The 15,518-nt window shown below is 64.3% G+C and carries 17 protein-coding genes and 1 pseudogene; 5 read left to right on the top strand and 13 right to left on the bottom strand.

The features are described from left to right. Window position 1: 1 nt before the first annotated feature. The 3 genes from ACCD05_RS18645 to ACCD05_RS18635 all read left to right on the top strand — a co-directional run bounded on the left by ACCD05_RS18645 (window position 2) and on the right by ACCD05_RS18635 (window position 1,341). Entirely contained in the window at window positions 2–232 is a 231-nt protein-coding gene (locus ACCD05_RS18645) for a DUF2093 domain-containing protein (RefSeq protein ID WP_018898598.1), read from the top strand. Between the two features lie 60 nt (window positions 233–292). Beyond that, window positions 293–505: a hypothetical protein gene (locus ACCD05_RS18640; protein ID WP_018898597.1), complete on the top strand. Its 213-nt coding sequence runs from the start codon at window positions 293–295 to the stop codon at window positions 503–505. A gap of 89 nt (window positions 506–594) precedes the next feature. Then, the gene (locus ACCD05_RS18635) at window positions 595–1,341 is read left to right on the top strand and encodes a phosphodiester glycosidase family protein (protein WP_413394581.1); all 747 of its coding nucleotides are present in this window, start codon (window positions 595–597) and stop codon (window positions 1,339–1,341) included. Window positions 1,342–1,541: 200 nt separating this feature from the next. On the opposite strand, the gene ACCD05_RS18630 is transcribed toward ACCD05_RS18635, so the two are convergent. From ACCD05_RS18630 to ACCD05_RS18595, 8 genes and pseudogenes are all read right to left on the bottom strand, one after another. Next, the gene (locus ACCD05_RS18630; protein WP_413394526.1) at window positions 1,542–1,883 is read right to left on the bottom strand and encodes a YciI family protein; all 342 of its coding nucleotides are present in this window, start codon (window positions 1,881–1,883) and stop codon (window positions 1,542–1,544) included. Between the two features lie 123 nt (window positions 1,884–2,006). Beyond that, window positions 2,007–2,160: pseudogene (locus tag ACCD05_RS18625) on the bottom strand (riboflavin biosynthesis protein RibD); the annotation flags it as partial. A gap of 36 nt (window positions 2,161–2,196) precedes the next feature. After that, the gene (gene lpxK, locus ACCD05_RS18620; RefSeq protein WP_413394524.1) at window positions 2,197–3,240 is read right to left on the bottom strand and encodes a tetraacyldisaccharide 4'-kinase; all 1,044 of its coding nucleotides are present in this window, start codon (window positions 3,238–3,240) and stop codon (window positions 2,197–2,199) included. Window positions 3,241–3,346: 106 nt separating this feature from the next. Then, window positions 3,347–4,060 carry an HAD family hydrolase gene (locus ACCD05_RS18615; RefSeq protein WP_413394522.1) on the bottom strand — a complete coding sequence of 238 codons (714 nt, stop codon included), beginning with the start codon at window positions 4,058–4,060 and terminating at the stop codon, window positions 3,347–3,349. A gap of 120 nt (window positions 4,061–4,180) precedes the next feature. Next, window positions 4,181–5,500, bottom strand: a complete 1,320-nt coding sequence (gene waaA / locus ACCD05_RS18610; RefSeq protein WP_047508127.1) for a lipid IV(A) 3-deoxy-D-manno-octulosonic acid transferase — start codon at window positions 5,498–5,500, stop codon at window positions 4,181–4,183. A 157-nt stretch (window positions 5,501–5,657) separates the two neighbouring features. Beyond that, the gene (locus ACCD05_RS18605) at window positions 5,658–5,903 is read right to left on the bottom strand and encodes a DUF4170 domain-containing protein (protein WP_413394580.1); all 246 of its coding nucleotides are present in this window, start codon (window positions 5,901–5,903) and stop codon (window positions 5,658–5,660) included. Between the two features lie 68 nt (window positions 5,904–5,971). Beyond that, window positions 5,972–6,766, bottom strand: a complete 795-nt coding sequence (locus ACCD05_RS18600) for a 3'(2'),5'-bisphosphate nucleotidase CysQ (RefSeq protein ID WP_413394520.1) — start codon at window positions 6,764–6,766, stop codon at window positions 5,972–5,974. A 138-nt stretch (window positions 6,767–6,904) separates the two neighbouring features. After that, a complete protein-coding gene (locus tag ACCD05_RS18595) occupies window positions 6,905–8,251 on the bottom strand; it encodes a TldD/PmbA family protein (protein WP_413394518.1) in 1,347 nt (448 codons plus the stop codon). Window positions 8,252–8,369: 118 nt separating this feature from the next. Here ACCD05_RS18595 and ACCD05_RS18590 point away from each other — a divergent pair, with 118 nt between their 5' ends. Beyond that, window positions 8,370–10,178: a monovalent cation:proton antiporter-2 (CPA2) family protein gene (locus ACCD05_RS18590; RefSeq protein WP_413394516.1), complete on the top strand. Its 1,809-nt coding sequence runs from the start codon at window positions 8,370–8,372 to the stop codon at window positions 10,176–10,178. Here the strand turns inward: ACCD05_RS18590 and ACCD05_RS18585 are convergent. From ACCD05_RS18585 to ACCD05_RS18570, 4 genes are read right to left on the bottom strand one after another with little or no spacing between them, the layout of a single operon-like run. Beyond that, the gene (locus tag ACCD05_RS18585; RefSeq protein ID WP_413394514.1) at window positions 10,175–10,450 is read right to left on the bottom strand and encodes a DUF1778 domain-containing protein; all 276 of its coding nucleotides are present in this window, start codon (window positions 10,448–10,450) and stop codon (window positions 10,175–10,177) included. The genes ACCD05_RS18590 and ACCD05_RS18585 overlap by 4 nt on opposite strands. A 23-nt stretch (window positions 10,451–10,473) precedes the next feature. Further along, window positions 10,474–11,382, bottom strand: coding sequence for a patatin-like phospholipase family protein (locus ACCD05_RS18580; protein ID WP_112944549.1), 909 nt, complete (start codon window positions 11,380–11,382; stop codon window positions 10,474–10,476). 23 nt (window positions 11,383–11,405) lie between these two features. Next, window positions 11,406–11,966 carry a 16S rRNA (guanine(966)-N(2))-methyltransferase RsmD gene (gene rsmD / locus ACCD05_RS18575; RefSeq protein ID WP_018898585.1) on the bottom strand — a complete coding sequence of 187 codons (561 nt, stop codon included), beginning with the start codon at window positions 11,964–11,966 and terminating at the stop codon, window positions 11,406–11,408. Then, window positions 11,947–14,061, bottom strand: a complete 2,115-nt coding sequence (locus tag ACCD05_RS18570) for a pseudouridine synthase (RefSeq protein ID WP_413394512.1) — start codon at window positions 14,059–14,061, stop codon at window positions 11,947–11,949. The genes rsmD and ACCD05_RS18570 overlap by 20 nt, the downstream gene beginning before the upstream one ends. An 89-nt stretch (window positions 14,062–14,150) precedes the next feature. Here ACCD05_RS18570 and ACCD05_RS18565 point away from each other — a divergent pair, with 89 nt between their 5' ends. After that, window positions 14,151–14,582 carry a nucleoside deaminase gene (locus tag ACCD05_RS18565; protein WP_413394578.1) on the top strand — a complete coding sequence of 144 codons (432 nt, stop codon included), beginning with the start codon at window positions 14,151–14,153 and terminating at the stop codon, window positions 14,580–14,582. A gap of 277 nt (window positions 14,583–14,859) precedes the next feature. On the opposite strand, the gene ACCD05_RS18560 is transcribed toward ACCD05_RS18565, so the two are convergent. Further along, complete coding sequence (locus ACCD05_RS18560; RefSeq protein WP_413394510.1) at window positions 14,860–15,489, bottom strand: hypothetical protein; 630 nt, start codon at window positions 15,487–15,489, stop codon at window positions 14,860–14,862. Window positions 15,490–15,518 lie beyond the last annotated feature (29 nt).

Here is a 15,518-nt window from a genome sequence, read left to right as displayed (position 1 = left end):
CATGAACTTGTTTGAAGGAAACGGAAACCGCGAAGCGAAGATACGCTATCTCGATGCGGATTTTCAGATCCTGTCGCCAGGTTCCTATGTCGTCTGCGCCATGACGGGCAAGCAGATCCCGCTCGACGAGCTGCGCTACTGGAGCGTCGCGCGCCAGGAACCCTATGCCGACGCGATCTCCTCCTTCGAGGCCGACAAGCGCGCCGGCGTGCTGCCGAACCAGAAGCGGTAGTCGCTCGCCTGACGGCATTGGCGGGACGGCGGAAGCCGTGCCTCGGCCATGGAGAAAACAATGATCAAGATCCTCGCATTGCTGCACAGCGCCGTCGGCCGGGATTGGCAGACTCCTCCCAAGGAGATGGGGCTGAAGACCTTGTACGAAGCCGAAGCGCAGGGTTTCGTCGAAATCCGCGGCGAATTCCAGAAACGGCAATTCCGCCTGACGCCGATGGGCTTCCAGACCGTCGAGCGCGACCGCCGGCGCCTGGAAGCGCGCAAGAGCTAAACCGGGGCACCGCGAGTTCCTCACACCGCAAAGGACGAGAACTGGTGCCTATCCGTTCATCCGCCCTGCTCTCCGCTGTCTTTATCGGGATGGCCATTCTGCTAGGTGCTGTATTTGGGACCGCGGGCTCCGCGCTTGCCGGCCCTTGCGCGCCGGAAACAGTCGAGAACACCAACTACGTGATCTGCACCGTCGATCCCGCCAAGGCGGATCTGCGTCTCTTCTGGAAGGGCGACGACGGAGCGCCCTACCGCTCTTTCCCCGGTATCGCCGACGCCGTGACCGCCAAGGGCAAGACGCTCGTCTTCGCGCTCAATGCCGGCATGTATCACGAAGATTTCTCGCCGATCGGGCTCTATGTCGAAGATGGTCAGGAGTTGCGGCCGGTCGCGAGCGTCAAGGCGCCAAAGGCGAGCGGGCCGGTGCCGAACTTCTACAAGAACACCAATGGCGTGTTCTATATCGGCGACAAGGGCGCGGGCATCCTGCCGACCGCGACGTTCGAGAAGCAGCGCCCCGACGTCCGGCTTGCCACGCAGTCGGGGCCGATGCTGGTGATTGCAAACAAGATCAACCCGATCTTCATCGTCGGCTCCAGCGACCGGACGCGGCGCAGCGGGGTGGGTGTCTGCGCGGACGGGATGGTTCGCTTCGCGGTCAGCGATGATCCAGTCAATTTCCACGATTTCGCTCAGCTTTTCCGCGATCATCTGCAATGCGCCGATGCGCTGTTTCTCGATGGCGGGGGTGGCGCGGGGTTCTATAGCGCGGAATTGGGGCGCAGCGATTTTTCCTGGCATGGCGGGTATGGGCCGGTGTTTGGGGTGGTGGAGTAGGCCGGCTTGCCGCGAGGTTAGAGCCAGGATTACCCCCCTCTGCCCTGCCGGGCATCTCCCCCACAGGTGGGGAGATCGGCTGGGCGCATCCGCTCGCTCAACCTTCATTGTTTGGCGTAGACCTAACCACTGGCCGATCTCCCCCCTTGTGGGGGAGATGTCCGGCAGGACAGAGGGGGGTGATCTTGGCGCGATGGCAATCAGTGAAAAGCCCGCACCTCGACAGGAGCCCGACAAGCAATAGCAGCCTTGCGGCCCCAGGCCAGCGCGTCCTCCATGCCATCCGCCTCCAGCACCCAGAAACCGCCGACATGCTCGCGGGTCCTCAGATAGGGACCGTCACTCACCAACACGTTTCCATCGGCATCGGCGCGCAACGACTTGGCGGTCTGCGCCCGATGCAGGCCGCCGACGAAGAGCCGGATGCCGGCCGCGATCATCTCGTCGTTCAGCGCATCGATCGCCCGATGCATCGCCTCATCTTCCGAGACGGCAGGGTCGTAGTCGTCGGGGTGGTGAATGGCTACCAGATAGCGGGGCATGACGTCTCCTCCATGTTGAACCTATCGTAGAGACGATTGGGGGCGGCGGCATCCGACATGTGATGGGGGGTGGGGGTGATGACGTGGGCGGTTATTGCAACAGGCAGGCGTGGCGCAAAAATTACCCCCCTCTGCCCTGCCGGGCATCTCCCCCACAAGTGGGGAGATTGGCTGGGCGTGCCCGCTCGCTTCAACCTTGATTGTTTGGCGTAGACCTTAGCCGCGAGTCGATCTCCCCCCTTGTGGGGGAGATGTCCGGCAGGACAGAGGGGGGTGCCTCTCGGCACAACGGCCGCTAAGACGGACGTCGCCCCTACCCCGCCGCCGCCATCTCCTTCAACCGCCGTTCCCTGCAAGCATCAAGCGCGCGATCGATGATCAGCCCAGGCGCCAGATGGTCCTCGAAGGTCATTTCCACCTCGATGACCCGGCACCTGGATGCCAGCGTCTCGGCCTTGCCGTGGTGACCGGTGAGGCGCACGAAGTCCTTGGAGGTGGTGACGATCTGGAGGTCGTCGCGGGCGGCGGTTTCGAGGATGTCGTCGATTTCGTCGTCGGTCAGATGCTCGTGATCGCCGAAGGAGCGGCGGGCGACGGTTTCGGCGCCTATGCCATCCACCGTGCGGAAGAATTTCGAGGGATCGGCGATGCCGGCGAAGGCCAGCACCCGGCGACCCTTCAAGTCGGCGCCGTCGGAGACGGTGACGGAGGCGGTGAAATAGGGCTTGGCGGCGCGGGCGGCGATGCGCACGATCTGGTCGGCGGCGGCACCCGCCCCGACTTTCAGAAGTGCCGTCGCGTAGCGCAGTTGCAGCTTGATCGGCGCGCGCACCGGGCCGCCTGGAACGATATGGCCGTTGCCGAGGCCGCGGGTGGCGTCGATGACGAGCAGCGCGTAATCGATGGCGAGGCGCGCGCTCTGGAAGCCGTCATCCATGATGATCAGGTCGGCGCCCTCCTTGACGAGGCGCTTGGCGCCTTCGACACGGCGGCGGGAGATGACGGTCAGCGCCTCGCGGGCGAGAAGCAGCGGTTCGTCGCCGACGGCCACGGCGCGGTGGTGGCCGGCATCGACCACGGTCGTCACATCGAGCGAGCCGCCATAGCCCCGACTGAGGAAGCCTGGGGTCAGCCCCTTGGCCTTGGCGGCACGGGCAATCGCAATCGCAGTCGGCGTCTTGCCGGCGCCGCCGACAGTGAAGTTGCCGACGCAGATGACGGGCACAGGCACGGAAGCGCGCTTGGCGTTCACCATGCGGTAGCCGGAGATACGGCCGTAAAGAAAGGAGATCGGATAAAGCGTCCAGGCGCGCCAATCGGCTTTCGTCCACCAAAACGGTGGCGCTTCGGATACCATCTTTGCCGTCCTGCCTTTCGCGCCACCGGCCCGCTCCACGCGGACGCCACCCCTAACCGGGCGAAAAGAGAAGGCAATTTTCAAGAAAAAGCAAGCCTTTGGTCGATCAGGCGAACTGCAGGTCGGGCAGCAGCCCTTCGAGTTCGGTGATATCGTTGAGGCAATGATCGCTGGCGGCGGCGAGCGATTCCCGCGATCCGGTGCCGGTCAAAACCGCGACCGTCAGGCCCACCTTGGCGTTGCGGCCCATGTGCAGATCGTGGTTGTTGTCGCCGACAACGGCGACTTCGGAGGGGTCGAGACCGGTTGCCGCGCAGAAGCCGAGCACCATGCCTGGCTCCGGCTTGGTACCGTGGCCGCTGTCATAGCCGGCGACGTAATCGATGTAATCGGCAAAGCCGAAGCGCTTGGCCGTCTGACGGATCGAGCGCTCATTGTCGCTGGAGGCGACGCCGAGCTTGAAGCCACGGGCATGCAGGCGGGCGAAGAAAGCGGCGAGATCGGTGACCGGCACGGAGAAATCGGCGGCATGCGCAAAGAGTTCGTCGAGCCTTACCGTCAGTTCGTCGACCGGTACCGTCGAGCCGGCGGCAACGAGCCCCTCCGAGATCTGGCGCGTATTGCCGGCGGCGAGCAGGCTGTCGGGAACGATGTGACCGGTCACGGGGTCCATGCCGCAGGCAAGCAGCAGGCGGTCGGCCAGTGCGGCGTCGTCTTTGGCGGCGATGCGTGCCAGCTCGCGGTTCACGGGTAGCCAGCTCTCGTCATAATCGAGAAGCGTGCCGTCCTTGTCGAACAGGATACCCTTGATCGCCTGCATAGCCTTATCCCTAGCTTTAAAGCGCCTCGCGATCTTTCAGATTCGCTCGTTGCGCTTTAGCTGTTTGTTTTACCGCATGTCGTTATCGCAAAACCGCTTCGCACTTTTGCGCGACATGCTTTAGCGTTGCGCCGCCGTCTTCGGCAGCAGTCTGGCCTTCACCGTCAGCGGGTTGATGTAGGGCTCGAGACCCTTCATCGTCGCCGTCAGCGCACCGCGCATTTCTTGCACGGCGGCGGCTCCGGCCTCGATCATATTGCGGCGCGCCGGGTCGTTGGTCAGCAAATAGTGCACGCCCTTGGCCAGCATCTCGGTGTCGCGCACCATGCGGGCGCTGCCACGGCGGGCGAGGCGCTGATAGGCCTCGCGGAAATTCTGGACGTTGCTGCCCGACAGCACCGCGCAGCCGAGCATGGCGGGTTCCAGCGGGTTCTGCCCACCCTCGCCAAACAGCGAGCGGCCGACGAAGGCGACCTCGGTCATGCGCAGATAGAGCCCCATCTCGCCGATCGTATCGCCGAGGAAAACGTCGATATCGGGCGTCAGCGCATCGTCGCGGGTGCGGCGGGCGACTTTCAGCCCCTGCTTGACCAGTTCGGCCTCGATCGCATCGGCGCGCTCGGGATGGCGCGGCACGATGATCGTCAGCTGGCCGTTGCGCTCCTTCAGCGTGCGGTGAACGATGCCGGCGGCCTTCTCCTCGCCATCGAAAGTGGAGATTGCCGCCCATGTCTTTCGGTCGCCGACCTGCTGCTGGTAGCGGGCGAAGGTGGCGGGATCGTAAGACGGCGCGTCGGTATCGACCTTGAGATTGCCGGACATCAGCACCTGGCGGGCGCCCAGATCGCGGAACCGCTCTGCATCGACATCCGACTGGGCGATGACAAGCGCCAGATTCTCGAACAGCGCCTCGGCCAGCGCCTGGCGGCGGGTCCAGCGGGCGAAGGAGCGATCCGACATGCGGGCGTTGACGAGGATCTGCGGGATGCGGCGGCGGCCGAGCTCCATGACGGTCGCCGGCCAGATCTCGGATTCGGCGATCAGCGCGCAGTCGGGTTGCCAGTAATTGAGGAAGCGGCTGACGGCGGGCTTGAGGTCGAGCGGCACATATTGGTGGATGACTTCAGTGCCGACACGCTCGGCGGCGAGCTTGGCCGAGGTCACGGTGCCTGTGGTCAAGATGACGTGAACGTCGCGGCGGCGGATCTCGCGGATCAGGGGAATGACGGCATTCATCTCGCCGACGCTCGCGGCGTGAAACCAGACCAGCGGACCGGCCGGGCGATCGGCACTCGCGTAACCGGAGCGCTCGAGCCGCCGGGCCCTGTCTTCCTTGCCCTTGGCAGCGCGATAGGTCAGATAGCCGCCGACGAAGGGCGTGATCAACGTCCCAACCGCCTGATAAGCGCCCAGCGCCAAACGCGCCATGCGGCCGCTCATATAACACGTCTCCGATCAACGATGATCGACATCAACCCATTCCCAAATATCATTGCGGCCGAAATGACCGATCAGTTTGTTCAGAATGCGTCAACAACCGCCCCTGTACCTGGATATGACAGGCGGCTGGGTAAAACAGGGCCGCAAGGGCCGAAAATTATTTGCCGGACTTGTCTTCGGGATCAAGCAAGCGGTGCATATGGACAATGAAATAGCGCACGTGGGCATTATCAACGGTCGACTGCGCCTTGGACTTCCAGGCCGTCAATGCAGATGCGTAATCAGGGAAGATGCCGACGATATCGAGGCCAGAGAGGTCGCGGAACTGCACGTCATCGAGACTTTCCAGTTCGCCGCCAAACACGAGGTGCAACAGTTGCTTCTTTTCACCCGACTTGGTCATTTCAGTTACTTCCTTCATCTGCTCCTCCGCCGTTTCATCTGAGGGATTTTGACGGAAACGTCAACCGCTCAGCGCGCGGCGATAGGGGATAGAAATTCATTCAACAGCGGCTCAGAGCCGGCGCAAAGCTCGCCGTGTCTCACATCCGCGCGGTTATAGGTCAGCGCCGTTCCGTCGAGATTAACGAGACGGCCGCCTGCCCTTTCCAGAATGAGATCGGCAGCGGCCAGATCCCAGTCGTGAGAATTGCGCTTCACGAAGGTGCCGTCGATCGCCGCATCAGCCACCATGGCGACGCGATAGGCAAGCGAGGGCACGTGCTTGACGCGCTCGATCCTGCTGCGCAGCGGCTCTTTAAAGCCGTTCAGCACATCCTCGGCAATGGCGAAGCGAACGGGCGGTTTCGGCTCCGATACGCGGATCGGCAGGCCGTTCTTCAAGGCGATGCCACCAGCGACCGCTTCATAGAGTTCATCGAGTGCCGGCGCGTTGAGGACGCCTGCCACCGGCCTGCCCTTGTGGACGACGGCGACGCTGACGCACCAGAGCTTCTGGCCGGCGAGAAAGCCGCGCGTGCCGTCGATCGGATCGATGATGAAGAGCGTGTCGCGCGACAGGCGATCGGCGCTGTCCTCGGTCTCCTCAGACAGCCAGCCGTAGTCCGGCCTCGCGGCGCGCAGCAGCATTTCGAGGATTTCATTGGCGGCGAAATCGGCGGCGCTGACCGGCGAGCGGCCCTCGTTCTTCCACCAGACCTCCGGCGACTGATTGAAATGGCTGAGCGCCACGGCACCCGCCCGCTTTGCAGCGTCGGCGATCAGGTCCAGATCGCTCTGCCAGCGGGCATTGTCCATGTCGCTCATCCCAAGTTCCAATCCGTCAGCGGCTAGAGCATGTCGCGCAAAAGTGTGAAGCGGTTTTGCGATGACGACATGCGGTAAAAGAAAGACCTAAAGCGCAACGAGCGAATCTGAGAGATCGCGACGCGCTTTAGCCCGCGATCACCGTCCGGCCAGCGTCATTCCTTCGATCGCGATCGTCGGGGCGGCTACCCCGTACTTGCGGTCGATATCGTTGGCAGGCGTTACCCGCATGAACATCTCCTTGAGGTTCGATGCAATGGTCACTTCCGAAACCGCGAAGGTTAGTTCACCGTTTTCGATCCAGAAACCGGTGGCGCCGCGGCTGTATTCGCCGGTGATCATGTTGACGCCCTGGCCGATCAGCTCGGTGACGTAGAAGCCGTTGCCGACGCCGCGGATCAGGTCCTCGGGCGAGATGTCGCCGGGCTCGAGCGCCAAGTTGGTCGAGGCGGGGGTCACGGAATTGCCACCGCGCACGCCACGGCCGTTGGTTTCCATGCCGATCTCGCGGGCGGTCGACGTCGAGAGGAACCAGTGCTTCAGCACGCCGTCCTCGATCATCACCATGCGCTCGCCGGAAACACCTTCACCATCGAAGGGGCGCGAGGCCGGGCCGCGCACGATCATCGGATCGTCGGTGATCGACAGGCCCGATTTCAGCACCTGCTCGCCCATCTTGTCGCGCAGGAAGCTGGTCTTGCGGGCGACCGACGTACCGTTGATGGCGCCGGCGATGTGGCCGACGAAGCCGCGGGCGATACGTGGATCGAAGATCACGGTGACGTTCTTGCCGGTATCGACCTGGCGCGGCTTCAGGCGCTTGACGGCGCGCTCGCCGGCGCGGCGGCCGATCTCGGCCGGATCGTCCAGTTCGGAGAAATAGATGCGGCTGTCGAAATCGTAATCGCGCTCCATGCCGGTGCCCTCGCCGGCGATGACGCTGACGGAGCGGCCGAAGCGCGAGCCCATGTAGCTGCCTTCAAACCCGTGCGAGGTGACGAGCACCATGCCGCCGCGACCGGCCGAAGCGCCGGCGCCAGAGGAATTGGTCACGCCATTGACCGCAAGGCCGGCGGCTTCCGTCGCGAGCGCTGCTTCGCGCAGTTGGTCGGCGGAGACCTCGGTGCTGTCGAGCAACTGCAGGTCGGGATAGGATTTGGCGAGCCGGCTCTCATCCGCCAGACACGCGAAGGGATCTTCCGGCGAGACCTTGGCCATGGCGACCGCGCGCTCGGCGAGCACCGACATGTCGAAGCCGGGATTGGCCGAGACGCTGGCGACACGATTGCCGACGAAGACGCGCAGCGAGAAATCATCGCTCTCGGAGGATTCGGTTTCCTCCACCTTGCCGAGCCGCACGCTGACGGACTGCGAACGGGAGCGAACGACAACCGCATCGGCGGCATCGGCGCCCGCCTTCCTGGCGAGATCGATCAGCTGGCTGGCGCGGGAGAGAAGCGTCGAGGAATCAATTTCAGAGGACATGGTTTGGCCTTTCCTTCGCGTTCCATTTATTGTGCGCTACGGAAAGCATCAAGGCCGACGGTGCCGATTCTTTTTCGCGCTGCTTGCGCAACCATGACCATTGAAAGAAGCTTAGCGGATGTCCGAGCCCAACGCCCTCTTCACCGAAACGATCCTGCTGCTCGGCGGCGCCGTCGTTTCGGCCCCGATCTTCAAGCGGCTGGGGCTTGGAACGGTGCTCGGCTATCTCGCCGCAGGCGTGGTGATCGGCCCAATCTTTCACGGGCTGACGGATGGAGAGCAGATCCTCAACGTCGCCGAACTCGGCGTGGTGTTCCTGCTTTTCATCATCGGGCTGGAGCTGAAGCCGAGCCGTCTCTGGCAGATGCGGCGCGACATCTTCGGACTGGGGACGGCGCAGGTGATCCTGACAGGGCTGGTGCTAACGGCGCTCGCCGATCTCTCCGGCCTGCTCGACTGGCGCGGCAGTATCATCGCCGGCTTTGGCCTGGCGCTGTCTTCCACCGCCTTCGCCATGCAGATCCTCGAGGACGACGGCGATGTCAGCACTCGATATGGCCAACGCTCCTTCTCGATGCTCCTGTTCCAGGATCTGGCCATCGTGCCGCTTTTGGCGCTGATCAACATTCTCGACACCGGCAAGGGCCACGGCACGCCGATCGTCGATTTCGGGATCGCCATCGGCGCTGTCGGCGCGATGATCGTGATGGGGCGCTATCTGCTGACGCCGCTGTTCCAGATCATTGCCAGCACCGGCGCGCGCGAGGCGATGATCGCGGCAGCCCTTTTCGTCGTCATGGGATCGGCAGCGCTGATGCAGATGGCCGGGCTATCGATGGCGATGGGGGCGTTCCTGGCGGGCGTGATGCTGGCGGAATCCTCCTATCGACACGAACTCGAGGCGGATATCGAGCCCTTCCGCGGCGTGCTTCTCGCCATCTTCTTCATCGCCGTCGGCCTGTCGCTGCAGCTCGACGTACTCTGGGACAACGCGCTGGTCATCCTCGTCACCGTGCCTGTCGTCATGGCGGCGAAGGCCCTGATCATATACGGGCTCTGCCGCGTAACCGGCTCCGATCACAATGACGCGATCCGCATCGCCTTCCTGCTGCCGCAGGGCGGGGAATTCGGCTTCGTGCTGTTTTCGACGGCAGGCGCTTCGTCGCTGATGCCATCGAGCACGGCATCTCTTCTCATCGCCATCGTGACGCTCTCCATGGCGCTGACGCCGATCGGCACCAAGCTTGCCAAAAGGCTCGAGAGCGGCGAGACGAAGGAGACGTTGGAAGAGGACTTCGAGGGTGCGGGCGCCGACGTGCTGATGATCGGCTTCTCGCGTTTCGGCCAGATCGCGGCGCAGATCCTGCTTGCGGGCGGGCGCGCGGTGACCGTCATCGACACCTCGGCCGATCGTATCCGCCAAGCCTCCTCTTTTGGCTTTCGCATCTATTTCGGCGATGGCACGCGCAAGGACGTGCTGCGGGCGTCCGGCATCGACCATGCCAAGATCGTCGTCGTCTGCACGCAGAAGCGGGAAGTGACCGACAAGATCGTCGAACTGGTGCAGGCCGACTATCCCGAAGCCAAGCTCTTCGTGCGCTCCTACGACCGCGTCCACTCGATCGCGCTGCGCAACCTCAATGTCGACTACGAGCTGCGCGAAACGCTGGAATCAGGCTTGCTCTTCGGCCGGCGGACGCTGGAAGCCCTCGGCATCAGCGAGGCCGCCGCCTACGAGATCGGCGAAGACATCCGCCGCCGCGACGAGCAGCGGCTGGTGCTGCAGGTCACCGAGGGACTACAGGCCGGCCGCGACATGCTCTACTCGCAACCGGTCAAGCCGGAACCGCTGGTCAAGCCGAAGCGGACGATGGATTTCTCGCAGGACCCGCTGGCGGGCACGGGGGATGCGGTGGCGGATGCTTAGCCCTGCCAGGGCTTTTCCACGCGCATGAGCCGTCGAAAACCATCATTGCATGGCGGCTGATCCAAGATTTGGAGATAGTGGTCGTAGCTTGAGGCCGAGACCAACGCGACCGGGCAATCGGCAAGGGCATCCTCGGCGACGCGCTGCGCGGCATCGACTATGAACTCGGCGCCTGTCTGCCCACGTACCTTCGCGGCGCGGTCGATCAGTGACCAGACGTCGTCGGACGCTTTCAATGTGACTGTACGCATTGGTGGGTTCGCGTTGCTCATGACGCCCTCCTAAGCGGACGTTATCACAGCCGCTCGGATCTCGCATGCGCCTCGATCGCCCCATCGAGCGCATACTTCAGCTCGTCCTTCACGCCCTGAGACATGGCCAGAACTTCGCGGGCCTTCAGAAAGTCCATGACGCCGGTGCGGCCGACGGCGGGCCGGAGGAAGATGTGGGGGGGCTGGATGCGGAGTTTGAGGGTAATCGCCGTCTGCATCATCAGCTGGCCGGAGCCGAAGATGCTTTCCATGCGGTTCGGGATATGGGTGCCGTCGCCCTCGGGCGCGCCGACGACATCGATGCCGATGACGATATCGGCGCGGTCCATAAGGCACTCATAGGGAACGGGATTGCTGATGCCGCCGTCGATCATCACCCGGCCATGCAACCTGACCGGCATGAAGACAGCGGGGATGGCGGAAGAGGCCGCAAGCGCCGGAAACAGCTGGCCCTCGCTCACCAGCACCTCCTGCTGGCCGTAATAATCGGTGGCGGTCACCGTCATCGGGATCGGCAGGTCCTCGAAGCGATCGGGGAGATCGGCCGGGAGAAATGCTTTGAGGATACGCTCGAGGTTGAACTGGCCGATGCGCACGCCGTTCGCCACCGCGTCGCGCACCGTCTGCGGGCGCAGACCCCAGAGGCGGCTCACCACGGCGGTCTTGTTGCCGACGGTCATCAGCGCGTGTTCGCGGATCGCCTCGCCGGTCATGCCGGCCGCCATGCCGGCGCCCATGATGGCGCCGATCGAGGAGCCCGATATCGCCACCGGGCGGATGCCGAGCTCATCGAGCGTTTCGATAACGTGGATATGGGCAAGCCCGCGGGCGCCGCCGCCGCCGAACGCAATCGCGATACGCGGCGACGCGCCGGAGGCGACATCTTCGAGAGCAGGGAACGCGGAACTGGTCTTTTCGGCCTGCTGTGTCACCCTTTACCCCCGATAGCCGCTACCTACTCCGGCTGGTAGCGGTAGAAATGCACCCTGGTATCGCCGAAAATCCGGCTTTCCAGGAACAGATAGGAAGGATCGACCGAAACGGCAACGTCGGCGCGCTCCTCGAGCACGGCAATCGCGCCCGGAAACAGCCAACCACCCTTGGCGGCGGCGGCCATTGCCTTTTCGCCGAGACCCTTGCCATAGGGCGGGTCGGCGAAGAGGAACTGGAACGGCTCGAGGTTGCCGACGCTGCCAAGATCGGTCGCGTCGCGCCTCAGGATGCGCGTCTTGCCGTGCAGGCCGAGCGCATCGATGTTTTCCCAGAGCAGGCCCCTGCCCTCGACGCTGTTTTCAACGAAGAGCGCATGGCGACAGCCGCGCGAGACGGCTTCCAGACCGACGGCGCCGGTGCCTGCAAAGAGATCGAGTATCCGGGTGCCATCGACGCATTCCGGATAGGCATGGCTCAGAATATTGAACAGGCTCTCACGCGTCCGGTCGGCAGTCGGCCGGATGTCGTTGGATTTAGGCACGGCGAGCGACCGTCCGCGAAACTCACCGCCGACGATCCGCACCGCGTCCTATTCCCTTGCCTTTTGGTCCACCACGAGACGGCCCGCCCGAGGGCTTGCCACCGCCACCGGGACGATCGCCCGAAGGCTTGCCCGAAAAACTCTTCGCACCCGGCTTGGAGCCGCCGGGCTTGCCGCCAAAGCTCTTGCCGCGCGGGCGCTCGCCCTGGGGACGATCACCCTGCGGACGTTCACCACGGGGCCGGTCGCCATACGAACGTTCGCCGGCCGGACGCTCGGAGCGAGCCTCGCCGGAGAAACGATTGGCGCGGGGACGCTCGTCACCCTCTTCGCGCGGACGGCGCGGCTTGTCGCCGAACGGCCGATCACCACGTGGGGGACGATCGCCGAAAGGCCGATCGCCACGTGGTGCGCGGTCGCCGAAGGAACGGGGACGGTCGTCGCCGTCTTCACGCGGACGTTGGTCGCCGCGAGGCTTTCCTGCGAATGGGCGGTCGCCAGCTGGCCGGTCACCACGGGGAGGACGATCACCGAAAGGTCGATCGCCACGCGGCCGATCACTACGTGCTGGCCTGTCGCCGAAGGAGCGCGGACGGTCGCCATCCTCGCGCGGCTTGCGCTCGCCGCGAGGCTTGTCGCCAAAGGGGCGGTCGCCACGGGGTGAGCGATCACCATAAGGCCGGTCGCCGCGTGCCGTGCGGTCGCCGCCGGAGCGATCACCGCGATCTCCGAAGGAGCGGTCGCCACGGGGACGGTCACCGAAGCCGCGATCACCACGGTCGCCGCGCTTGCGGTCATCGTCGCGGCTCACATCGCTGGAGCGGATCCATTCGCCCTCTTCGTCGCGGGCGCGATTGATCTGCACGCGCGGACCTTCGTCGTAGCTTGTCGGCTGCGGCTTGGAACGGCCAGGCTTTTCGCCGCGGCGAAGCGCGGTCTGGGCGTTCTTCTCGGCCTTGGCGGCTGCCTTTTCGCCGAGCGGACGGGCGCCGGGCGCCATCCAGACATTGGCGTTGCGGCGGCTGCCGAGCGCCGGACGCTTCGGGCCCTCGTCCTTGCGGTCGCCACCACGGCTCGGGCCACGGTCGCGATCGCCGCCACGGCGGTCGTCGCGCTTATCATCGCGCTTGGTGTCGAGGCGGCTCAGCGCGCGTTCGCGCTTGTCTTCCGGCTTCCATGAGCGCTCGCGGCGCTCGGGCCTGGCGTCGGCTTCTTCTTCCTCGGTGACTGCGGGCGCATTGTAGATCGGCGCGTCGAAATTGGCCTTGGCATCCTCGATCAGGCGCGGGCCGAGCTGGTCGCGCAGGGTGCGGCCACGCACTTCGATCACCGCCCGCTCGGGGATATCGCCGAGCTGGAACGGGCCGTAGGAGATGCGGATCAGGCGGTTGACGTCGAGACCGAGCGCGCCGAGCACGTTCTTGATTTCGCGGTTCTTGCCTTCACGCAGGCCCATGGTGAGCCAGACGTTGGAGCCCTGCACCTTGTCGAGCGTCGCTTCGATGGCGCCGTAGAGCACGCCGTCGACGGCGATGCCGTCCTTCAGCTTGTCGAGCGCTTCTTGGTCGATCTCGCCGTGGGCGCGCACGCGGTAGCGGCGCAGCCAACCGGTCGTCGGCAGCTCCAGCGCACGCGCCAGGCCGCCGTCGTTGGTCAAGAGCAGCAGACCTTCGGTGTTGATGTCGAGGCGGCCGATCGACATGACGCGCGGCAGATCATCCGGCAGGTTGTCGAACACGGTCGGGCGGCCTTCCGGATCGGCATTGGTGGTCACCAGGCCGGCCGGCTTGTGGTAGAGCCACAGACGCGTACGCTCGATGCCGCGGATCGGCATGCCGTCGACTTCGATCTTGTCGGTCAGCGTGACGTTGACGACGGGCGTATCCAGCGGCTTTCCGTTCAGCGTGACGCGGCCATCGAGGATCATGCGCTCGATATCGCGGCGCGAGGCTACGCCGGCGCGCGCCATCACCTTGGAGATGCGTTCCGCCTTGCTGTCGCTCGTCACGTCGGACACGGCATCCGCCTTGTCAGCCGATTTTGCGAACTTCCTTGCGGGCTTCTCACCCGATTTCGCGCCGGTATCGCGCGGGGATGGCTTGCCACCCGGCCGTTTTGGCTTGTCTTTGAATGTCATTTGTTGTTTGCCTGCCTTTTGGGGCCTTCTATCAGTTCGCGCCCCTGCGGTTAAGTGGAAATTGTCGGATCGTGAAGACAAATCAATTTATGGAGCTGGCGCTTGAGGAGGCGCGTGCCGCAGGCGCGCGCGGCGAGGTGCCGATCGGCGCGGTCGTCGTCCTCGATGGAGCCGTGATTGCTTCATCCGGCAACCGCACCCGCGAGCTCAACGACATCACCGCGCATGCCGAAGTCGCCGCCATCCGCATGGCCTGCGAGGCGCTCGGCCAGGAGCGACTGACGGGTGCTGATCTCTACGTGACGCTGGAACCGTGCACGATGTGCGCGGCCGCGATCTCCTTCGCGCGCATCCGCCGGCTCTATTACGGGGCGGAAGATCCGAAGGGTGGCGGGGTGGACAGCGGGGTGCGGTTTTACGTACAGCCGACGTGTCATCATGCGCCGGAGGTGTATTCCGGGATGAGCGAAGTGCAGGCGGCGGAGATCTTGCGGGGGTTCTTTCAGGGGAAGCGGGATTAGGGGTGCTTCGCGCGCTCAGGGGAGGTTTTACCGTGAGGTACCCCCCTCTGCCCTGCCGGGCATCTCCCCCACAGGTGGGGAGATTGGCTAGGAGCATCCGCTCGCTCCACCTCAAGTGCTTGGCGTAGACCTTAACCGCGAGTCGATCTCCCCCCTTGTGGGGGAGATGTCCGGCAGGACAGAGGGGGGTGCCGCACGGAACCACGCCAGCATCACTGCCGTAACGAAGAATCAAAGTCTAGAAAACGCAGCTTTCGCTACCGCCCGGCCCGAAACCTTACTGCAGCAGGTTCCACCACTGCTTGCCGGAGCCGGCGACAGCGGCGTCCTTTTTCTTCTTCTTCATCTTCTTCAGCTCAGGCTCGCCGAGATCGTCGAGCTTGGTGGGGTCGTCGACCTGGCGGTATTCGGTCGGCGGGTCGGAGATGTAGCGGCGCTGGTCGATATAGGCGCCCTTCTGGATGGCGCGGGCTTCGCGGAAGGCCTTGGCCTGGGCTTCCGTCGTGCGACGACCGCCTTCGACCTCGTTGTTGGCGAGCGGCGACTGGTAGCCGGACTTGTCGCTGTTCTCGTCGGCTTCCTTGACGAGGCGGGCGCGGGTTTCCTCAGGCGATTCGACCCACTGCGGGTTGTCCTTGCTGGCGATCGATTGCTGCGGCGCGACCAGGTTTTCCTTGTCGCCAGCCTTCGGAACCACGAGACCCGGACGCGGGTTGTACTTCACGCCCTTGTTCTTGGGCTCAGTGCCGGTCAGCGAGGTGGATTGGCCAAGGTCATCGGTCAGCTGCTCGAATGCCGTCTTGTCCGTGCCGTAGCGGGGGCCGCTCGTGCAGCTCGACATCATCGCAGTGCCTGCCATCGCAACAGTCAGGCATGCGCCCAAACGGAACCAACGCTTCGATAACATGAAAACCCTTCCAGCCATGCCGGTGCAGT

The sequence above is a fragment of the Rhizobium sp. Rhizsp42 genome, assembly GCF_047304155.1.
Classification (GTDB): Bacteria; Pseudomonadota; Alphaproteobacteria; order Rhizobiales; family Rhizobiaceae; genus Rhizobium.
Note: the sequence above shows the minus strand (reverse complement) of the source record. Positions and strands in the feature narration are given on the sequence as shown.

What these genes read in the sequence shown, in the direction of transcription:
- ACCD05_RS18645 (WP_018898598.1), top strand. Translation starts at nt 2, where the DNA reads ATGAACTTGTTTGAAGGAAACGGAAACCGCGAAGCGAAGATACGCTAT.
- ACCD05_RS18640 (WP_018898597.1), top strand. Translation starts at nt 293, where the DNA reads ATGATCAAGATCCTCGCATTGCTGCACAGCGCCGTCGGCCGGGATTGG.
- ACCD05_RS18635 (WP_413394581.1), top strand. Translation starts at nt 595, where the DNA reads ATGGCCATTCTGCTAGGTGCTGTATTTGGGACCGCGGGCTCCGCGCTT.
- ACCD05_RS18630 (WP_413394526.1), bottom strand. Translation starts at nt 1,883, where the DNA reads ATGCCCCGCTATCTGGTAGCCATTCACCACCCCGACGACTACGACCCT.
- lpxK (WP_413394524.1), bottom strand. Translation starts at nt 3,240, where the DNA reads ATGGTATCCGAAGCGCCACCGTTTTGGTGGACGAAAGCCGATTGGCGC.
- ACCD05_RS18615 (WP_413394522.1), bottom strand. Translation starts at nt 4,060, where the DNA reads ATGCAGGCGATCAAGGGTATCCTGTTCGACAAGGACGGCACGCTTCTC.
- waaA (WP_047508127.1), bottom strand. Translation starts at nt 5,500, where the DNA reads ATGAGCGGCCGCATGGCGCGTTTGGCGCTGGGCGCTTATCAGGCGGTT.
- ACCD05_RS18605 (WP_413394580.1), bottom strand. Translation starts at nt 5,903, where the DNA reads ATGACCAAGTCGGGTGAAAAGAAGCAACTGTTGCACCTCGTGTTTGGC.
- ACCD05_RS18600 (WP_413394520.1), bottom strand. Translation starts at nt 6,766, where the DNA reads ATGAGCGACATGGACAATGCCCGCTGGCAGAGCGATCTGGACCTGATC.
- ACCD05_RS18595 (WP_413394518.1), bottom strand. Translation starts at nt 8,251, where the DNA reads ATGTCCTCTGAAATTGATTCCTCGACGCTTCTCTCCCGCGCCAGCCAG.
- ACCD05_RS18590 (WP_413394516.1), top strand. Translation starts at nt 8,370, where the DNA reads ATGTCCGAGCCCAACGCCCTCTTCACCGAAACGATCCTGCTGCTCGGC.
- ACCD05_RS18585 (WP_413394514.1), bottom strand. Translation starts at nt 10,450, where the DNA reads ATGAGCAACGCGAACCCACCAATGCGTACAGTCACATTGAAAGCGTCC.
- ACCD05_RS18570 (WP_413394512.1), bottom strand. Translation starts at nt 14,061, where the DNA reads ATGACATTCAAAGACAAGCCAAAACGGCCGGGTGGCAAGCCATCCCCG.
- ACCD05_RS18565 (WP_413394578.1), top strand. Translation starts at nt 14,151, where the DNA reads ATGGAGCTGGCGCTTGAGGAGGCGCGTGCCGCAGGCGCGCGCGGCGAG.
- ACCD05_RS18560 (WP_413394510.1), bottom strand. Translation starts at nt 15,489, where the DNA reads ATGTTATCGAAGCGTTGGTTCCGTTTGGGCGCATGCCTGACTGTTGCG.